The organism is Nisaea sediminum (genome assembly GCF_014904705.1).
Taxonomy (GTDB): domain Bacteria; phylum Pseudomonadota; class Alphaproteobacteria; order Thalassobaculales; family Thalassobaculaceae; genus Nisaea; species Nisaea sediminum.
The window spans coordinates 281,923-298,662 of record NZ_JACZCQ010000005.1; the positions used below are offsets into that span (position 1 = coordinate 281,923).

Annotated in this window: 16 protein-coding genes and 1 tRNA gene; 11 read left to right on the forward strand and 6 right to left on the reverse strand. The window is 65.3% G+C overall.

Going from position 1 to position 16,740, the window contains the following annotated elements; all coding sequences use genetic code 11:
• Nucleotides 1–22: 22 nt before the first annotated feature.
• Nucleotides 23–1,171, reverse strand: a complete 1,149-nt coding sequence (locus IG122_RS11780; RefSeq protein WP_193183711.1) for an amidohydrolase — start codon at nt 1,169–1,171, stop codon at nt 23–25.
• 240 nt (nt 1,172–1,411) lie between these two features.
• Between IG122_RS11780 and IG122_RS11785 the strand changes: the two genes are divergently transcribed.
• From IG122_RS11785 to IG122_RS11810, 6 genes are all read left to right on the forward strand, one after another.
• Nucleotides 1,412–2,686: a flavin-containing monooxygenase gene (locus IG122_RS11785; RefSeq protein ID WP_193183713.1), complete on the forward strand. Its 1,275-nt coding sequence runs from the start codon at nt 1,412–1,414 to the stop codon at nt 2,684–2,686.
• Nucleotides 2,687–2,729: 43 nt separating this feature from the next.
• The gene (locus tag IG122_RS11790; protein WP_193183715.1) at nt 2,730–3,146 is read left to right on the forward strand and encodes a RidA family protein; all 417 of its coding nucleotides are present in this window, start codon (nt 2,730–2,732) and stop codon (nt 3,144–3,146) included.
• 17 nt (nt 3,147–3,163) lie between these two features.
• Nucleotides 3,164–3,838 carry a DUF1028 domain-containing protein gene (locus tag IG122_RS11795; protein ID WP_193183717.1) on the forward strand — a complete coding sequence of 225 codons (675 nt, stop codon included), beginning with the start codon at nt 3,164–3,166 and terminating at the stop codon, nt 3,836–3,838.
• A gap of 91 nt (nt 3,839–3,929) precedes the next feature.
• Nucleotides 3,930–4,670, forward strand: coding sequence for a hypothetical protein (locus IG122_RS11800; RefSeq protein ID WP_193183719.1), 741 nt, complete (start codon nt 3,930–3,932; stop codon nt 4,668–4,670).
• Between the two features lie 26 nt (nt 4,671–4,696).
• Nucleotides 4,697–5,485, forward strand: coding sequence for a hypothetical protein (locus IG122_RS11805; RefSeq protein WP_193183721.1), 789 nt, complete (start codon nt 4,697–4,699; stop codon nt 5,483–5,485).
• 23 nt (nt 5,486–5,508) lie between these two features.
• Nucleotides 5,509–6,306 carry a hypothetical protein gene (locus IG122_RS11810; RefSeq protein ID WP_193183723.1) on the forward strand — a complete coding sequence of 266 codons (798 nt, stop codon included), beginning with the start codon at nt 5,509–5,511 and terminating at the stop codon, nt 6,304–6,306.
• Between the two features lie 6 nt (nt 6,307–6,312).
• On the opposite strand, the gene IG122_RS11815 is transcribed toward IG122_RS11810, so the two are convergent.
• From IG122_RS11815 to IG122_RS11825, 3 genes are all read right to left on the reverse strand, one after another.
• Nucleotides 6,313–7,911, reverse strand: a complete 1,599-nt coding sequence (locus IG122_RS11815; protein ID WP_193183725.1) for a Rieske (2Fe-2S) protein — start codon at nt 7,909–7,911, stop codon at nt 6,313–6,315.
• The gene (locus tag IG122_RS11820) at nt 7,841–8,413 is read right to left on the reverse strand and encodes a VOC family protein (protein WP_193183727.1); all 573 of its coding nucleotides are present in this window, start codon (nt 8,411–8,413) and stop codon (nt 7,841–7,843) included. Before IG122_RS11820 ends, IG122_RS11815 begins: the two co-directional genes overlap by 71 nt.
• A gap of 85 nt (nt 8,414–8,498) precedes the next feature.
• Nucleotides 8,499–8,825: a hypothetical protein gene (locus IG122_RS11825; protein ID WP_193183728.1), complete on the reverse strand. Its 327-nt coding sequence runs from the start codon at nt 8,823–8,825 to the stop codon at nt 8,499–8,501.
• A gap of 217 nt (nt 8,826–9,042) precedes the next feature.
• Between IG122_RS11825 and IG122_RS11830 the strand changes: the two genes are divergently transcribed.
• Together IG122_RS11830 and IG122_RS24460 are read left to right on the forward strand one after the other, a co-directional pair.
• Nucleotides 9,043–9,132: transfer RNA gene (locus tag IG122_RS11830), tRNA-Ser, on the forward strand.
• A gap of 405 nt (nt 9,133–9,537) precedes the next feature.
• Nucleotides 9,538–11,244 carry a pre-peptidase C-terminal domain-containing protein gene (locus tag IG122_RS24460; RefSeq protein WP_193183731.1) on the forward strand — a complete coding sequence of 569 codons (1,707 nt, stop codon included), beginning with the start codon at nt 9,538–9,540 and terminating at the stop codon, nt 11,242–11,244.
• A 10-nt stretch (nt 11,245–11,254) separates the two neighbouring features.
• Here IG122_RS24460 and IG122_RS11840 read toward each other — a convergent pair whose 3' ends face one another.
• Nucleotides 11,255–12,967, reverse strand: a complete 1,713-nt coding sequence (locus IG122_RS11840; protein ID WP_193183732.1) for an N-acyl-D-amino-acid deacylase family protein — start codon at nt 12,965–12,967, stop codon at nt 11,255–11,257.
• 198 nt (nt 12,968–13,165) lie between these two features.
• On the opposite strand from IG122_RS11840, the gene IG122_RS11845 reads away from it, so the two are divergent.
• Complete coding sequence (locus IG122_RS11845) at nt 13,166–14,134, forward strand: 3-hydroxyacyl-CoA dehydrogenase family protein (protein ID WP_193183734.1); 969 nt, start codon at nt 13,166–13,168, stop codon at nt 14,132–14,134.
• 48 nt (nt 14,135–14,182) lie between these two features.
• Here the strand turns inward: IG122_RS11845 and IG122_RS11850 are convergent, their stop codons facing one another.
• A complete protein-coding gene (locus IG122_RS11850; RefSeq protein WP_193183736.1) occupies nt 14,183–15,076 on the reverse strand; it encodes a LysR family transcriptional regulator in 894 nt (297 codons plus the stop codon).
• Between the two features lie 115 nt (nt 15,077–15,191).
• Here IG122_RS11850 and IG122_RS11855 point away from each other — a divergent pair, with 115 nt between their 5' ends.
• Both IG122_RS11855 and IG122_RS11860 read left to right on the forward strand, forming a co-directional pair.
• Nucleotides 15,192–15,941 carry an SDR family NAD(P)-dependent oxidoreductase gene (locus IG122_RS11855; RefSeq protein ID WP_193183738.1) on the forward strand — a complete coding sequence of 250 codons (750 nt, stop codon included), beginning with the start codon at nt 15,192–15,194 and terminating at the stop codon, nt 15,939–15,941.
• Nucleotides 15,942–16,025: 84 nt separating this feature from the next.
• Nucleotides 16,026–16,667, forward strand: coding sequence for an NADPH-dependent F420 reductase (locus IG122_RS11860; protein ID WP_193183740.1), 642 nt, complete (start codon nt 16,026–16,028; stop codon nt 16,665–16,667).
• Nucleotides 16,668–16,740: the final 73 nt, after the last annotated feature.

Genomic DNA, 16,740 nt, shown 5'->3' on the forward strand with positions numbered 1-16,740 from the left:
TGTCAAGCCCGGGCGCCCCACATCAGCGCTGCCCGAGACGGGCGCGGGCGATCGCGGCATGCACCTGGGCGCCATGCAGCAGCGCGGCATCGTTGAAATCGTAGGAGGGATGATGCAGCGGGGCGCAATCCTCGCCGTTGCCGATGAAGAGGAAGCAGCCCGGCGCATGATCGAGGTAGCGGGCGAAATCCTCCGATCCGGTGACCGGCTCGGCCGCTTCCCCGGCCCGAACCGAAACCGGGCGGGCGGCGTCGAGCGCGGCCGCCGAGAGCTCCGCGTCATTGATCAGGGAAACGAATTCGCGCGTATAGGTGACCTCCGCCTCGACCGCATGCAGCGTTGCGATCCCGGCGGAGATGCGGCGCATCTCCTCCTCGATGCGGACGGAGACCTCGGGCCGGAAACTGCGCGCGTCTCCAAGGATCCTTGCCAAGCTCGGCAGGGCATTCCGGGTCCCGTCGGTCGTCAGCTCGGTCACGGAGACGACGGCGATATCGGCCGGGCTGATCCGCCGGGAGACGATGGTCTGCAGTTCCATCACAAGCGCGCAGGCCGGGACCATCACCTCCCGCCCCCCTTGCGGCCGGGAAGCGTGCCCGCCCTTGCCTTTCAGGACGATCTCGAAATTGTCCTCCGCGGACATGAACGGGCCCGGGCGGGTTTCGACATGTCCGACCGGCAGGCCCGGCATATTGTGGAGGCCGTAGATCTCGTCGAACGGAAAGCGGCTCACCAGCCCGTCCCCGAGCATCGCGAGCGCTCCCCGACCCCATTCCTCCGCCGGCTGGAAGATGAAATGAACCGTCCCGTCGAACCCGCCTTCATCGACCAGCAGACGGGCGGCACCGAGCAGCATCGCGGTATGACCGTCATGGCCGCAGGCATGCATCGTGCCCGGCGCAGAGGAGCTCCATTCGAGCCCCGTCGCCTCGGTGATCCTCAGCGCATCCATATCGGCCCTGAGGGCGATGGCACGATTGGAATTGCCGCGCCGCAGTGATCCGACGACACCGGTCCCGCCGACGCCTTCGGCGACCTCGAGCCCAAGATCGCGCAGGACCCCCGCGACGATGCCGGCGGTCCGCCGCTCCTCGAAGCCGAATTCCGGATTGCGGTGAAAGTCGCGGCGCCACTCGGTCATCTGCCGTTCAAGGAGGGTCAGGTCTGACATCGGTTGCTTCTCTCCTGCGGAATCCGGGCTCTGGCTCGGGGCGGATCACTCTAGTTCGGCGGGCCCGGAGATGTCGCCGGAAAAGCCTTTCCGAGCCCGGACTCGACAAGCGCCTCCGGCTCCAAGCACACTGGCGCGACCCATCCTGCCTGCCTCCGCTCGCGGACGAAACCATGACACTCGCCCCCCGCCCGATATCGCCGGGCGTCACCTCCGGACCGAACCAGAAGAGAGCTCCGCATGCCCGTTGAGAAAATCGACACGCTCGTCATCGGCGCAGGCCAGGCCGGAATCGCGATGAGCGAGCATCTCGGCAAGGCCGGCATTCCGCATATCGTCCTGGAGCGCAACCGGATCGCCGAGGCCTGGCGGACCGGGCGCTGGGATTCGCTGGTCGCCAATGGCCCCGCCTGGCACGACCGCTTCCCCGGCATGGAGTTCAGGGACGCCGATCCCGACAGTTTCATCCCGAAAGAGAAGGTCGCGGATTATTTCGCCGATTATGCGGAGATGATCGCGGCCCCGGTGCGCTCTGGCGTCGAGGTGACCTCCGTTATTCGCAACGAGGGCCGACCCGGCTTTCATGTCGAGACCTCGGAAGGCTCGATCGATGCCGACAACGTCGTCGTCGCCACCGGTCCGTTCCAGATCCCGGTGATCCCGCCGGTCGTCCCCGAAGATGCCGGGATCACCCAGCTCCATTCCAGTGCCTACCGCAACCCGGACCAGCTCGGCGATGGCGGCGTGCTCGTGGTCGGTGCCGGGTCGTCCGGCGTGCAGATCGCGGACGAACTGAACCGTTCCGGCAGAAAGATCCATCTCTCCGTCGGCGCGCATCACCGCCCGCCGCGGGCCTATCGGGGACGGGACTATTGCTGGTGGCTCGGCGTGCTCGGACTCTGGGACATCGCAACGCCGAAACCTGGGACCGAACATATCGCGATCGCCGTCAGCGGCGCGCGCGGCGGCGAGACGGTCGACTTCCGCAATCTGGCAAACCAGGGCATCACCCTCGTCGGCCTGACCGAAGGCTGCGAGAACGGCGTCATGCGTTTCGCCGGCGATCTCGCGCGCAATATCGCCGAAGGCGACGAGAACTATCTCTCCGTCCTGCGCCAGGCCGACTCTTTCGCCGCCCGGAACGGGCTCGACCTGCCGGAGGAGCCGGAAGCCCATGTCATCGGACCGGACCCCGACTGCGTCGCCAATCCGATCCGAAACCTCGACCTGAAGGCGGCCGGGATCGAAACCATCCTCTGGGCCACCGGCTTCCGAACGGATTACGGCTGGCTCAAGGTCGATGCCTTCGACGCGGAGGGCCGGCCCCGGCACCAGCGCGGCGTCTCGAGCGAGCCCGGGATCTATTTCCTCGGCCTGCCCTGGCTCTCGCGCCGGGGATCGAGCTTCATCTGGGGTGTCTGGCACGATGCCATGCACATCGCCGACCAGATCGCGATCCAGCGCAGCTATCTCGATTACGACGCCGCCGTCCGCGCGCGTGGCGCGGCCGAATAAGGGCCGCCTCGGCCCGCAGCTTTCTTTGCCACGGAGACCCCAAATGGCTCATAAGCGTCTCAGGACTTTCAATACGAAGGATACCTACCCGGAACAGCAGCTCGACAACGACCTCGCCCAAGCGGTGATCACCCGCGGCGGACGCACGGTCTGGCTGCGCGGCCAGTGCCCGCAGGAACTCGACACGGCGAGGAACATCGAGAGTCACGATCCCGCCGAACAGACCCACAAGGTGATGCAGAACATCCGGCAGTTGCTGGAGGAGGCCGGCGGCTCAATGGAGCACCTGGTGAAGCTCGTCGTCTATATCACCGACATCCGTCACCGCGAGGCCGTCTACCGGACCATGGGCGCGTACATCAAGGGCGTGCATCCGGTCTGCACCGGTCTCGTGGTGCAGGCGCTGGCCCGGCCGGAATGGCTGGTGGAAATCGACGGAACCGCTGTCATCCCCGACTGAGCGAAGCGGAGCATTCCATGACTTTCTCCCTCGTGGCGCGCTGCGCCGAGACCGGCATGTTCGGGATCGCGATCTCCTCCTCCTCGCCCGCCGTCGCGGCGCGCTGCGCCTATACCCGCGCCGGAGTCGGCGCGGTGGCGAGCCAGAACGTGACCGACCCGCGGCTCGGCCCCCTGGTGCTGGATCACATGCAGGCCGGTATGACGGCGGCAGAAGCGATCGAATCCATGCGCAAGGAGGCCCGGCATCTCGACTACCGCCAGGTGCTCGCGGTCGACAGGAACGGCGGCACCGCGATCCATTCCGGCGGCAACGCGCTCGGCATCTGGTCGGAAGCGAAGGCGGAGAATGTCGCCTCGGGCGGCAACCTGCTCGCCGACAAGGACGTCCCCGCCGCCATCGTCGCGGCCTTCACCGCCTCGACGGGCCATCTCGGCGACCGGCTGATCGCGGCCATGCGCGCCGGGCTCGCGGCCGGCGGCGAGGCGGGGCCGGTCCATTCGGCGGGGATGCAGATCGCCGACAGACAGGCATGGCCTGTCGCGGACCTGCGCTGCGACTGGACCGAGGAGTGCCCGATCGAGGCGATTGCGAAAGCCTGGGAAGTCTACAAGCCCCAGCTCGACGCCTATGTCACCCGGGCGCTGGATCCGCGCGCGGCGCCGTCCTACGGCGTGCCGGGGGACGAATAGGCTCAACAATCCCCGCGCGTTGTTCTAGAACCGGTTACGACCGGGCTTCGTCCCGCATCGATCGAGTTGGGGATACCTGATGCGTCCAATCATGGCTGTAATCGCCATCGCCTTGCTTCTCTCCGGCTGTCTGACCGCACGCGAGCCCGCTCCCGCACAGAGCATCCGGGTCTCGGACGGCAACGGCGCCGTATCGCTCAATCTCTGTTTCTTTACAGATGCACCCGGGACTCCCTTTTCCGTCCAGGTCCACAGGGTTTCCGACGACGGCAGCCGGATCGTCCGGGATCTGACCGTCGCTCCGGAGATCCGGACGGAATTCGATAGCAGGAACTTTGAATTCTACGAATCCGGAAAGCCTTGCCGCACATGGCGTTTCCAGGCGCCCCCGGGGCGCTATGCGGTCGGCTCGGTCGGCTGGCGGTCGACAGTTTCATATATGTACATGTCGCACGGACGCGTTACCAAGATTCAACCGCCCGACCGGACCAACTACATCACGAGCCTCCTTCGGCAGCGTGAGTACATCGCAAAGCACACACCGATTTTCGAAATTCGCAAGGGCGAGGTCACCCGGCTCGGATCGATGACATTCGCGCAGCGAACCGGACGCATCGAGCGCCCCGTGGAAAACAACACGGGAACCAACAACGATAGTTCCACGGACATTTTCCTGACCCTGAGGAACGTGATCGAATATCGGGCACCGGCACCCGACCTTTCGGCCAACGATCCTCACATCACCGGCAATGTCACGGGCGCCAACAATCAGACCCTCGAAACACTTGTCGGGCGCGATATCAAACTCGGTCCCGGACCCGTCGAACTTTAGACGCTCAGTCAGGTTGGACAGAAAAAATGCACACCAAAATCGCAGCCTTTGCTCTCGCTCTGAGTTTGACAGGCTGCCAGACGACAAAGCCCTTGGAGCCACTCGCTTTTGGCAAGCAAGAAGGGGGTGCGCTGCTCCAACTCTGTTTCGGCGACTATTCCCAGGACCGCGCCTTCGATCTTGCCCTTGGGAAGATCGATCCGGCAACGGGCCGACTGGCGAATGAACCGCCGGGTCACCGGATCGAAAAAACGCTCGAACTGAGAGAAACGCAGACCGTCGCCTTTGCAATCGCGTCCTATCGCAGGGAGTGCATGTTCTGGCAATTCTCCGCCACCGCCGGAAAATATGCCTTCACGAAGTTCGGCGAACGGTTGGACGGAAGAGGACAGCAGGTTTCGACTTCGCCCCTCGCGGAAGGGCTCGGCTCGCTTCTCGGCGCGATCATCCGCAAGACAGCAAAGAATGATACGATCGTCTTTGTCGGAAGCGACGGAACAGTGACGGATGACACTCCGACTTTCGAGATCAAGGCGGGCGAGACCACGCATCTCGGCACCATCGTCTTCATCGGCGAGAAAAAAAGCCGCCAACACCCTGTCGCCGACAAAGACGGATACTGGGACGGTGTGACGACGGAAACCGTGCGGGACCTTCGGCTGATCGTCAGGTACCACCCGGCGGGTACCGGCGAAATCGACACCAAGGCCATTACCGGCCCGTACGAGTCCCGACTTCCGAGGCAGACAATCTCAGCTCTCGTTGGGCGAGACCTGCTGCTCGAAGATTTTCCAGCGATCGAAAATCCAGAATAAGAGCCATCACCGGGAGTAGCACTTTGCCCCCTTCGTTTAACAAATTCCTTCGATCCACGGTGCCGGTCGTCGCCATCGCCCTCCTTCTGTCCGCCTGCCAGACCCTCGGCCCGGAGCCTGTCGCGGTTCCGCCGCTGACCGTCGGTCCGGGCGAAGGCGCAGCCTCGATCAAACTCTGCCGGGAAGGCGAAGTCTTCGACCGCCTCTACACCGTGACCATCAGCAAAGTCGAAAACGGCTCCGGCATGCCTGCGGTCAGTTCGGTCCCCGGCGACAGCCGCGCGGAGACGGCGACCTACGAGGATGCAACCTCCCTCAAGGACGGTTACGCCTGCCATATGTGGCAGTTCGCCGCCGCGCCCGGGACTTATACGATCCATGAACTCAAGGAGTCCTTTCGGACCGGTCAGGCTTTCGGCATCTACGGGTTGGTGGGGACGGCCATGATCGTGGCCAGCAAGAAGAACGACACTGTCAGCTTCGCAACTGCCTCCGGACATCTCGGCCCGAATGCTCCGACGTTCGAGATCAGGGACGGCGAGGTCAGCCGGCTCGGGACACTTACGTTCCATGGCCGCTTCGTCTACCTTCAGATCCCGGTCCGCGACAAAACCGGGTACTGGGACGGACAGTCGACCGACGTGGTGCAGGAACCAAGGCTCTCGGTGAAGTGCGAGGCTCCGGTTCCGGGCGGCCTCGACGACAGCGCTCCCATCGTCGGCAATGTCAACGGTACGACGCTCCAGACCCTCACGTCGCTCGTCGGCCGCGAGATCGTGCTCGAGGAACCGGTACAGCCGGAGCTTCCGGGCAAGAGCTGATCCGCCTCACCCCTCCGCCGCGACGAAGGCGAGCGACTGTTTCGCCGTGCGCATCACGTGCTTGCGCTTGATCCTGGAATGGAAGAAGCGGTTCACCGCCGCTGCCAGAACGGGCGCCCAGGGCGCGTCGGGGCGGAGGCGGATCTCCTCGCGGGCGGCGACGGGCAGCTTTACCATGTGGGCGGAGACGATGTATTCCGGCTCCGCATGGTCGAACAGGCCGGGCAGCAGGTCCTCGAAGAAGGCCTCCGTATCCCCCACATTCCATTGCTCGCTATCCTGCTGCGCGTCGACATAGGCCGCGTTCCGGCCGGTGAAGCAGGCCATCTGCAGGAGCGCGTCCGGCCAGAGATCCCCGTGCCTCGAACATTGCGCGCGCACGGCGTTGGCGAAGGTGATGCCGTGGGTGAAGTCGAGCCAGTTGATATTGTCCGGCACCGGCCGGTCGTGGCGGGTGCCCCATTCGGTGTCGAAATGCAGCATCTGCCAGGCCGCCGCCTCGAACAACGCGTCGAAAAGCGCCGCCCTGTCGCCGCTCGACCGGTTCGCCCGCTCCAGCGCCCGCGGCACGTTGAGCGCATAAAACTCCTCGGCTGAGACGGGATCGCCGCCGGCGTCGTCCCAGGCGGCGCGGGACGGCCCGTAGGCGCGGAACTCCGGGATCAGGTCCTCGCGGCTGGCATTCACGAGAGACCGGGCGAGCGCGAGATAGAGCGGCTCCGCCAGATCCTCGCCCAAGCGTTCGACGAGTTGACGGGTCTTGTAGCAATAGATCAGGGAATGACCGAAATCCTGGTAATGGGCGAGCGCGGCCCGGGTCAGCGGGGCATCGAGCGCCTTCCAGCCGGGTCCGGCGATCGCCCCGCGCACCAGCGCCAGCGCTGCCGCCTCGTCCTCGGACTCGATAGCATCGACCAGACGATCCGGGTCGAACGCGGCAACGCCCTCGCTGAAGGGAAACGGCTCCCAGCGCAGGCTGTCCCAGGCGAGATGGGCCACCACCTCGACGAAGGGGATCAGCGCCGACGCCGCGTCGCGACCGCCGTACCCCTCGCCGAGCTCCAGCCAGTCGGGCGCGGCGGCGATGGCGTGCGTCGTGCCCCATTCGAACCGGTCATGGGTCCAGAGCACCGCCTGCCGGACCGCGTCCAGCGGATCGCCTCCGGCCGACTTCAGCCGCGCGATCTCGCGGGTCATGCGGGTATAATTATGGTCCCGGAAACTCTCGTGCAGGTTCGCGAGCGCACGCTCGATGCGCTCTTCCGCAGGTGGGTCCGCGATGTCGACGAAGACTGAGCCGTCCCGGATCTGGACCGGGTAGATCCGCAGCCGGTCGCCACCGACCTGGTTGGCACCGTTGGCGAGATCGAATTTCCAGTTGTGCCAGTTGCAGGTGAGACGGCACGCGCCATCCGCCTGGTCCAGCGTCCCCTCGATCAGCGGATAACCCTCGTGCGGGCACCTGTTGTTGCAGGCATGGACCGCGCCGTCGGCATGGAACAGCGCGATCTGCTTTCCCCCGGCCTTGAAGATCTTACTGCCGGCCGCCTTCAGGTCCTCCAGCGGCAGTGCCTCGACCCAGTGCGGTTCCACGTGCCCGTTCATCACAGCTCTCCCGTGCCGCCGGGCAGGCCGGCTGCATGCCTTTTGCCGCAAGCTCCACGATGGCCTTTTCGGTCTTCTCCAGATGCTCCAGTCCCATGCCCCGGAGCACATGGTCCGCCTTGCTGAACTGGATGTTGCCGTAACCGATGATCTCGATCCGGTTGCCCCAGGGATCCAGGAAATCGAGGAACCGGCCCGGCAGGATCTCGACGCCCGCCGCCTCGAGCGCGCGGCGCACCGCATCCCGGTCTTCCACCACGAGGCCGAAATGCCGGCCTTCGTCGGCGCCCTGCCGGCGCCCCTTGCGGAAGGCGATGAACTGGTCGCCGAGATCGATCTCGGCCTGCATCTCTCCCCTGGCCCGGAGCTCGAAGGCGAGAAAGCGGCCGTAGAAGGCGAGGGCCTCGTCGAGATCTCCCACTTCAAGGGCAACATGGTTGATGCCGATCGCCCGCACGGGCGGCGGAGCCGGCTCGGCAATGCCGGGACTCGTCTTGGACATGGCGCGTCTCCCTCTGAACGGATCGACCGTTCCGAGCTATCTTGCCCCGCCCATTTATTTAATCAAGACTTTTCTTTTTATATATTCAATGCCGCATGAAAAGGTCCTGCGAAGCGGGGCGGGAGCGTAGCCGGGTCAACAGCCAGAGCCCGACCCCGAGCAGGCCGAACACGAGCCAGGCCGGCAGCAGCAGGATCGTCACCATCACAGGGTGCCAGAGAAAGGGATGCAGATGCCGGGAGATCGCCGGCTCGGCGAGCTGCAGGCTGTCCCGGTGCAGCCCGGCCCAGAGCGTGCCCGCATCCATGATGCGCAAGGTCTCGGCCTGCCAGCTCGCATAGCCGTCCCGCGCCACCAGCGCGAGCGCGATCAGAATCAGGATCAGCGCAATCAAGCGAAAGAACCGCCTCATACATCCCCCGGCGCGCCCCTGCCGGCTTCCCGGCGGTCCTGCGCGCACCAACTGGTGTGCCCCCTAACCTGCTGGAAAGCCTACACCAAACGGGTAGGTGGACGAAACATCGGACACGCACAATCGACGGAACGGCCCGCCTGCATCTTTTTGCAATATTTCGACGCGCAAACCGTTGCAAAGCCGGAAGGCCTTTTGTATGGTCCGCGCCTCTTCAGGAGGGATGGCCGAGCGGTTTAAGGCGCACGCCTGGAAAGCGTGTTGGGGTGGAAGCCCCTCAGGGGTTCGAATCCCCTTCCCTCCGCCAGAGCCTTTGGGGCTCTCCAGATCCGGACAATCCGCTCTTTTGGCCACGTCATAAACGCGCCGGACACAGCGTGATTATCCTATCCGTACCGCTCCCCCTCCATGCCGCCGAAAGCCGCGAAAAAACCGGCAAAGCCATTGCCATATCTCGCCGCCTCGTGGGACACTACAGGGTATGCCGGCATGCGAATTTCTTGCACGCTCGGCTACCGGAAGTCACTAGAGCGGAGGCAATGCAGGCAAATGACGACTGCCCGAGGGATCCAGGACGTCACCAGCCCGAACCCGGCGCACATCGTCGGGATTGCTGCGCTTGAGCCTCGTAGCGCCGCGGTGCCGTCCATTTGAACAGAATCCGATAACCTGAAAATCATTTTTAAGCGCATTCGAGCGCCGGAGAATCATAGTGGGTGTTTGGTCGGTCGGAATTATAGATTCAGGGGTAACGGACGAAACCGAAGCCCGCCTCGGGCGGAACCTCTACGAATACGACTTCTATTACGGAAACGGCGAAACCGACGGATCGCGAACCACGTCGCACGGCTCAGTCGTTGCGGAGTCGGCGGAAATGACCAACGCCGCGCTCGAGCGGATCGACCTGCAGGTCGGCAGCAATTCCGGATATACCGTATCGGCCTATTCGGTCCGGAGCGCACTCGACAGGCTCACCAACCTGCACGATGCCGGCTGGCATATCGGCAGCTACAATATGAGCTTTGCCAGCCCAAATGTGTCCTTCTCGAACATCTTCCAATCGCAGATCAATCAGCTCGCGAACCGGGGAATTTTCGGCGTCGCGGCCTCCGGCAACTCGGGAACGCCGGGGGCGCTCGAAGCGTCCGGCTATCCGGCAGGGCTCTCCAACGTGATCTCGGTCGGCAGCCATGACGGCGCGGGCAATCCGAGCAGCTTCTCGCAGAACCACCCCTCGACCGTTCATATCCTTGCCGATGGCGAGGGATTCCCGAGTTCGGCCTATACCGGCACGAGTTTCGCCGCACCGCAGGTGGCGGCGACCGTCACCACCGTGCAGGCGCTGGTCGAAGGGGTGAGATCCGACCGGCTGTCCTTCGGAGAGGTGATCGACGTGTTGCAACTCGGCGGGGCCGGCCCGCAATCGGCCGCCGATCCCGCCAACGGCGCGACGACTTATTTCCTGCACACCCACCAGGGTTCCGTCGACTACACAATGTCGGCCTATGTCGATCCGCATTTCAGCGGGCTCGAATATATCGCCTCCTATGCCGATCTCGAGGCCGTCTTCGGACGGGATGCCGCCGCAGCCCGGGGGCATTTTCTCAATGCCGGCGTTTATGAAGGGCGCACCGTCGAGTTCGACGGGCTGGAATATGTCGCGAGCCACGCGGACCTGATCGGCGTCTTCGGCCTCGACCGGGCGGGCGCGGCGGCCCATTACCTCGCAGCTGGCCGCGCCGAGGGGCGCACGACCACTTTCGATGCCGACAATTACATGGCCGCCAACCCGGATCTCGCCGTCGCCTTCGGCGGAAACGACGATCTGGCGACACAGCACTACATCATGAGCGGATATTACGAAGGCCGCTCGACCGGCGCCCCCGCGACCGGCTCCGTCACGCCGTCTCCGACCCCGGCCCGGCAAGCCGTTTCCGAAGGCGCCACGGACCTTCCCTCGAGCACCAGCACGTCCGGCTATGTCGGGGTCGGTCAGTCGGTCTCCGGCAGGATCACCCGCTACGATCGCGACTGGTTCCAGACCGAGCTGACCGCCGGCCAGCGGGTGATCATCCAGTTGCGCGGCTCGGCCAGCGGTGGCGGCTCCCTGTCCGACCCGGTGCTGCGGGTCTACAATTCCAGCGGCCGCTATCTGACCGGAAACGACGATGGCGGCACCGGTCTCGACTCCTACCTCTCCTACACGCCTTCGACGAGCGGCACCTACTATCTCGAGGCCGACGGATTCACTACGAGCACCGGCTCGTACACACTTTCGGTCACGCCGGCCTCGAGCGCGACGCTCGCTTCGGCTTCGGACGAGCCCGCAGCGGTAGAACCGGCACCGGAGCCCGTATCGGACGATATCCAACTGAAGACCGTCGGCCCGGAGCCGGTCTACACCGACTGGGTCTACTGATCCGAGCCCCCTAGCGCTGCCCGCGCACCACCTTGCCGGGCAGCGCCTCGGTCGCCTCGCCGCCGCGATAGGTCACCTTGCCGGAGACGATGGTCGCCTCGTAGCCGGTCGATTTCTGCATCAGCCGCTTGCCGTTCGCCGGCAGGTCATAGGTGACGTAAGGATCGGAGAAGCCGACCCGGTCCCAGTCGATGATGTTGACGTCCGCCTTCCTGCCCGGCGCCAGCACGCCGCGGTCGGAGAGGCCCGCGGCGCGGGCCGTGTCCGAGGTCAGGCGCCGGATCACGTCGGTCATCGGAAAGCGGGCACGGTCCCGGCCCCAGTAGCTCATCAGCCAGGTCGGATAACCCGCATCGAGGATGAAGCCGACATGGGCGCCGCCGTCGCCGAGCCCCATGATCGCGTTCCGGTCCGCCAGCATCTCCTCCGGCGCGCTCATGTCGTAATTCGCGTAGTTGACCAGCGGCGTGTAGATGAAGCCGCGGCCCTCGCGCTCCAGCAGGATGTCGTAGGCGACCTCGGGCGCCGTCCGGCCCTCGCGCTCGGCGATGGCGGCGATGGACTGGTCTTTCGCCGGCTCGTAATTCGCGGGCGAGCCGAGACGGAACATCTTGGCGAAGGAGATCCGGTGGATGAGCGGGAAGGTGCTGTTCTTCACCGGATCCTCGGAAAGGATCTTCCGGCGCACCTCGGGATCGCGCATCGCCGCGACGCGGTCCTTCAGCGGCAGATCCTGGATCGAACGGTAGGTCGCGGTGCCGGAGAACGGGTTCTGGCTGCCCTCGAGGCCGAGCAGGATGCCGATCGGGCGCGGCGCCACCACCGGGCGGATCGAGAGCCCGTCATTGGCGGCCTCGCCCGCCAGCTTCAGGAGGTCGCGCCAGAAATGCGGCCGGTCGTGGCGCTGGTTCAGGGTGAAGACGGCGGTCCGCCCGCTCGCCTCGATGACACGGCGGAGCATGGCGAACTCGGTCTCCGGGTCCGGCTGGTCCCAGTCGGAGACCATCTCAAGGAAACCGGAGCCGGCGTCCGCCATGCCGAGGGCGATGCCGGTCAGCTCCTCCTCCTGGGCGCGCAGGGTCGGCGTATAGTCGCCGGCGAGGCTCTTGTGACTGATGGTGCGCGAGGTGGAGAAACCGAAGGCGCCGGCACGCACCGCGTCCGCCGCGATCTTGCGCATCTTCGCGATATCCTCCGGCGTCGCGTTCTCGAGGTTCAGCGCCCGCTCGCCCATGACGAAGACGCGCACAGCGGCATGCGGCAGCAGCACGCCGAGATCCATGTCGCGCGGCAGCTTCTCCAGCACGTCGAGATATTCGGCGAAACTCTCCCACTGCCAGTTCAGGCCCTGGTGCAGCACCGGGCCCGGAATGTCCTCGACGCCTTCCATGAGCTCGACCAGCTTGTCCCGGTCGGCCGGCTTGCAGGGGGCGAAGCCGACGCCGCAATTGCCCATGATCGCCGTGGTGACGCCGTGCCAGGCGGAGGGCGCGAGATGGCTGTCCCAGACCGCCTGCCCGTCGTAATGGGTGTGGATGTCGACGAAGCCGGGCGTGACCAGCTTGCCGCGCGCGTCGATCTCTTCAAGGCCGCGCCTCCCCGCCACTTCGCCGATGGCGACGATCCTGTCTCCGGCGATGGCGAGATCAGCCTCCACCGGGTCGGCCCCGGTGCCGTCGACGATGGTTCCACCCCGGATGATCAGGCTCGGCTCTGCCGACATGGCGCATTCTCCCTGGGATTATTCTCTTTTTTCGCGAGTGTGAGCCTCCGCAACGATCCCGTAAAGCCGCGCGCGGGCACGAGTGTGATGCCGCGCCCCAGCACTCTCCGCAGCTTTGCCGCGCCCTGCTGCCAAATCTTCATCAATCCCCGCCGCCCGGCTGCGTTAGCCTCGGCTGAATTTCGGGAGGAATGAAAAATGGACAGCACAAGCAAGGTCGCCATCATCGGCGCGGGACTGATGGGCCACGGGCTCGCACTCGTGCACGCGATCGCAGGGCATCCGGTAAAGATGACCGACATCAGCGAGAGCCAGCTCAAGACCGGCATGGAGCTGATCGGCAGCGCGCTCGACACTCTGGTCGCCGGCGGTTCCGTCGCCAAGTCGGAGACGGCAGCGATCCTCGCCCGCATCACGCCGGTCGCGACCCTCGCCGAGGCCGTCGCGGACGCCGATTTCATCGTCGAGGCGGTGGTCGAGAACCGCGAGGTGAAGACGACGGTCTATGCGGAGCTCGAAACCGCGGCCCCGAAGAGTGCGATCATCGCCAGCAACACCTCCTATCTCGACGCCTTCCCGCTCGCGCCGGCGTCCCTGCAGGGCCGCTTCATCATCACCCACTGGTACACCCCGCCCTACATCATCGACCTGGTCGACATCGCCGGCGGGCCGGAGACCGACCGCGCGATCCTGGAAGCCGTGCGCGACCATTACACCGCCATCGGCAAGAAGCCGGTGCTGTTCGAGCGCTTCGTGCCCGGCTATGTCGCCAACCGGCTGCAGGCGGCGATGACGCTGGAGATCACCCGCCTGCTCGACGAGGGCTATGCCGACGCCGAGGCAATCGACACCTCGATCAAGTACGGCCTCGCGCTGCGCATGGCGACCATGGGCGCGCTGATGAAAGCCGACTTCACCGGCCTCGACATGAGCCGCCGGGCGCTCGCCAACAAGATGTACATCCCGCCCGAGGTGAAGGGGAAAAGCGAGACGCTGGAAAAACTGATCGCCGAGGGCAAACAGGGCGTGATGAACGGCTCCGGCTATTTCGACTATGGCTCGATGAAACCGGAGGAACTGTTCCGCAACCGCGATGTCGGGCTGCTGAAGCTGAAGGCGGCGGTGGAGCAGGTCGAGGAAGAGCTCCCGCTCCGTCCGAAAGCGTGAGGCCAATGGAGAGATGCGCAGATTCCGGCCGCGGCCTGAGAGCAATTCTTAGAGAAGGTCGTCCGGAAATCTCGCGGCCAGATGATCGATCAGGGCGCGCACGGCCGGAGGAAGACCGCGCCGGGTCGTGAAGACCAGATGCACAATGCCCTTCTGGCCGCGCCACTCCGGCAGGACCCTGACCAGCTGCCCCGCTTCCACGGCCTTCAGGCAAACATGCCAGGGCAGAAGCGCCACCCCGAGGCCGGCGATCGCCGCATCGCGGACCGCCGTCATATCCGCGCAGCCAAGCCGTGCCTCCTGCCGATGCGTCATCTCCCGGCCGTCGGCCGTTTCCAGCCCCCATTCGGCTTCCGCATCGGCATCATTGGTCGCCAGCATCGGCACCTTTGCCAGATCATCCGGATTACGCACGCCACCGGCCAGTGCCGGACTGGCGACGAGAATCCGGGTCGAGCTGCCGAGGCTGCGCATGGTCAATTCGGCATCGCTGGTAAGCGCGACCCGGACCCGGAGCGCCAGATCGATCCGCTCGCCGATCAGGTCGACCGGCCGGTCCGTCGCCAGCACTTGTAAACGGACCTTGGGATGCTGCTGAAGGAAGCTGCCGACCAGGTTCGAGACCAGTTCGACCATCCCCGTCGGACAACTGAAGCGGATGCGTCCCTGCGGTTCGGACCGGGCCTGTCTGACAAGCGCTTCTGCCTGTTCGGCTTCCAGCTGGATCGCCTTGCAGCGCTCAAAGAAGGCCAGCCCGATATCGGTCACCCGAAAGCGGCGGCTGGAGCGTTCGATCAGCCGCAACCCCAATCGCTCCTCCAGCCCGGCCACGCGCCGGCTGAGCTTCGACTTCGGTTCGCGCAGCGCACGCGCCGCCGCCGCGAATCCGCCATGGCTCACGACTTCGGCGAAATAGACGAGATCATTGAGATCGGATTTCATCGTTCCTCCAATAGAACGATACGGCTCAGTTTTGGTCACTACAAGCTTCGGCGTTTCACATTCATCTCTTTTGCATGTGGCGAGAGGGTCTCGCCCGCCAACACAGGAGAGTGAAATGAGCAAGTTCCAGAATCAGGTCGTCGTGATCACCGGCGGCACCAGCGGCATCGGCCTCGGCACGGCCAAGGCCTTCGCAGCCGAGGGCGCCGCGGTCTACATCACGGGACGGCGCCAGGAGACGCTCGACACCGCCGTGCAGGCGATCGGCGGCAATGTGACCGGCGTGCGCGGGGATATGGCGAACCTCGCCGATCTCGACCGGCTCTACGATACGGTCCAGCAGAAACACGCGCAGATCGACGTTCTGTTCGTCAATGCCGGCGGCGGAGAATTCGCGCCCCTCGGCGCGATCACCGAGGACCATTACCAGCGCACCTTCGACACCAATGTGAAGGGCGTCCTCTTCACCGTGCAGAAGGCGCTGCCGGTGCTGCGCGACGGCGCCTCGATCATTCTGACCTCCTCGACCACCGGCACCGCCGGCACGGCGAATTTCAGCGTTTATTCCGCGAGCAAGGCCGCGGTGCGCAATTTCGCCCGCAGCTGGATCCTCGATCTCAAGGATCGCGGCATCCGGGTCAATGTCGTCAGCCCCGGGCTGACCGAAACCGCCGGCCTTACCGATCTGTTCGGCGGCGGCGAGCAGGCCGCAGGCATCAAGGAGCACGTCATCGGCGCCATACCCTCCTCCCGGATCGGTCAGCCGGAAGATGTCGCCAACGCGGTTCTCTTCCTCGCCTCCAGGGACTCCGGCTTCGTCAACGGCATCGAGCTGTTCGTCGATGGCGGCATGAACCAGGTCTGAGGCCCGCCGGGCAGATCGCGCAACCGGAAGACGCGCGAAGCAAAGGCGTCTTCCGCTCCCCCCACATTGCAAGGAGAAGTCACAATGAATATCGGTATCCTCGGAGCGGCCACGGTCGGGCAGGCCCTCGCGCGCCATCTTGCCGCTGCCGGACACCATGTGACGGTCGCCAACAGCCGCGGGCCGGAAAGCCTGCGCGACCTGGCGGCGCAGCTCGGAAGCCGCGTCACCGCCGGCACTGTCGCGGAGGCGCTGGACAGTCCCGTCGTCATCCTGGGCGTGCCCTGGACGAAGGTGCGCGACGTTCTCACCCCCGAAATCGACTGGGACCGCCGCGTGCTGGTCGACGCGACGAACATCTTCACGCGCTACGCCCCCGATTTCGAGGTCGACGATCTGGGTGCGGAGTCCGGGAGCGAGATCGTCGCGCGCCTGGCGCCGTCCGCGCGGGTGGTGAAAGCCTTCAACACGCTCCCGATCGAAAGGATGTTTGCGCCGCCGCCGACCGACGGCCTGCAGCGGATCCTGTTCGTGGCCGGCGATGATGCCGACGCGACCGCCATCGTGGAACAGCTCATTGCCGACATGCATCTCGCCCCCGTCTCGGTCGGCGCGCTGGGATCCGGCGGGCGGCTGATGCAGCTCGGCGGCTCCCTGAGCGGCCTGGAGCTGTTTGGAGCAGGCGTTGCACGGGATGAGGGAGAGCAACGGAGGCCGGAGGGGTGAATGGCGGAAAGCCTTTCGGTTGATCGATCGCGCCGGGACCGGGATCGTCGGTCGCGTTTCGACACGTATCGAC

What these genes read in the sequence shown, in the direction of transcription:
- IG122_RS11780 (WP_193183711.1), bottom strand. Translation starts at nt 1,171, where the DNA reads ATGTCAGACCTGACCCTCCTTGAACGGCAGATGACCGAGTGGCGCCGC.
- IG122_RS11785 (WP_193183713.1), top strand. Translation starts at nt 1,412, where the DNA reads ATGCCCGTTGAGAAAATCGACACGCTCGTCATCGGCGCAGGCCAGGCC.
- IG122_RS11790 (WP_193183715.1), top strand. Translation starts at nt 2,730, where the DNA reads ATGGCTCATAAGCGTCTCAGGACTTTCAATACGAAGGATACCTACCCG.
- IG122_RS11795 (WP_193183717.1), top strand. Translation starts at nt 3,164, where the DNA reads ATGACTTTCTCCCTCGTGGCGCGCTGCGCCGAGACCGGCATGTTCGGG.
- IG122_RS11800 (WP_193183719.1), top strand. Translation starts at nt 3,930, where the DNA reads ATGGCTGTAATCGCCATCGCCTTGCTTCTCTCCGGCTGTCTGACCGCA.
- IG122_RS11805 (WP_193183721.1), top strand. Translation starts at nt 4,697, where the DNA reads ATGCACACCAAAATCGCAGCCTTTGCTCTCGCTCTGAGTTTGACAGGC.
- IG122_RS11815 (WP_193183725.1), bottom strand. Translation starts at nt 7,911, where the DNA reads ATGAACGGGCACGTGGAACCGCACTGGGTCGAGGCACTGCCGCTGGAG.
- IG122_RS11820 (WP_193183727.1), bottom strand. Translation starts at nt 8,413, where the DNA reads ATGTCCAAGACGAGTCCCGGCATTGCCGAGCCGGCTCCGCCGCCCGTG.
- IG122_RS11825 (WP_193183728.1), bottom strand. Translation starts at nt 8,825, where the DNA reads ATGAGGCGGTTCTTTCGCTTGATTGCGCTGATCCTGATTCTGATCGCG.
- IG122_RS11840 (WP_193183732.1), bottom strand. Translation starts at nt 12,967, where the DNA reads ATGTCGGCAGAGCCGAGCCTGATCATCCGGGGTGGAACCATCGTCGAC.
- IG122_RS11845 (WP_193183734.1), top strand. Translation starts at nt 13,166, where the DNA reads ATGGACAGCACAAGCAAGGTCGCCATCATCGGCGCGGGACTGATGGGC.
- IG122_RS11850 (WP_193183736.1), bottom strand. Translation starts at nt 15,076, where the DNA reads ATGAAATCCGATCTCAATGATCTCGTCTATTTCGCCGAAGTCGTGAGC.
- IG122_RS11855 (WP_193183738.1), top strand. Translation starts at nt 15,192, where the DNA reads ATGAGCAAGTTCCAGAATCAGGTCGTCGTGATCACCGGCGGCACCAGC.
- IG122_RS11860 (WP_193183740.1), top strand. Translation starts at nt 16,026, where the DNA reads ATGAATATCGGTATCCTCGGAGCGGCCACGGTCGGGCAGGCCCTCGCG.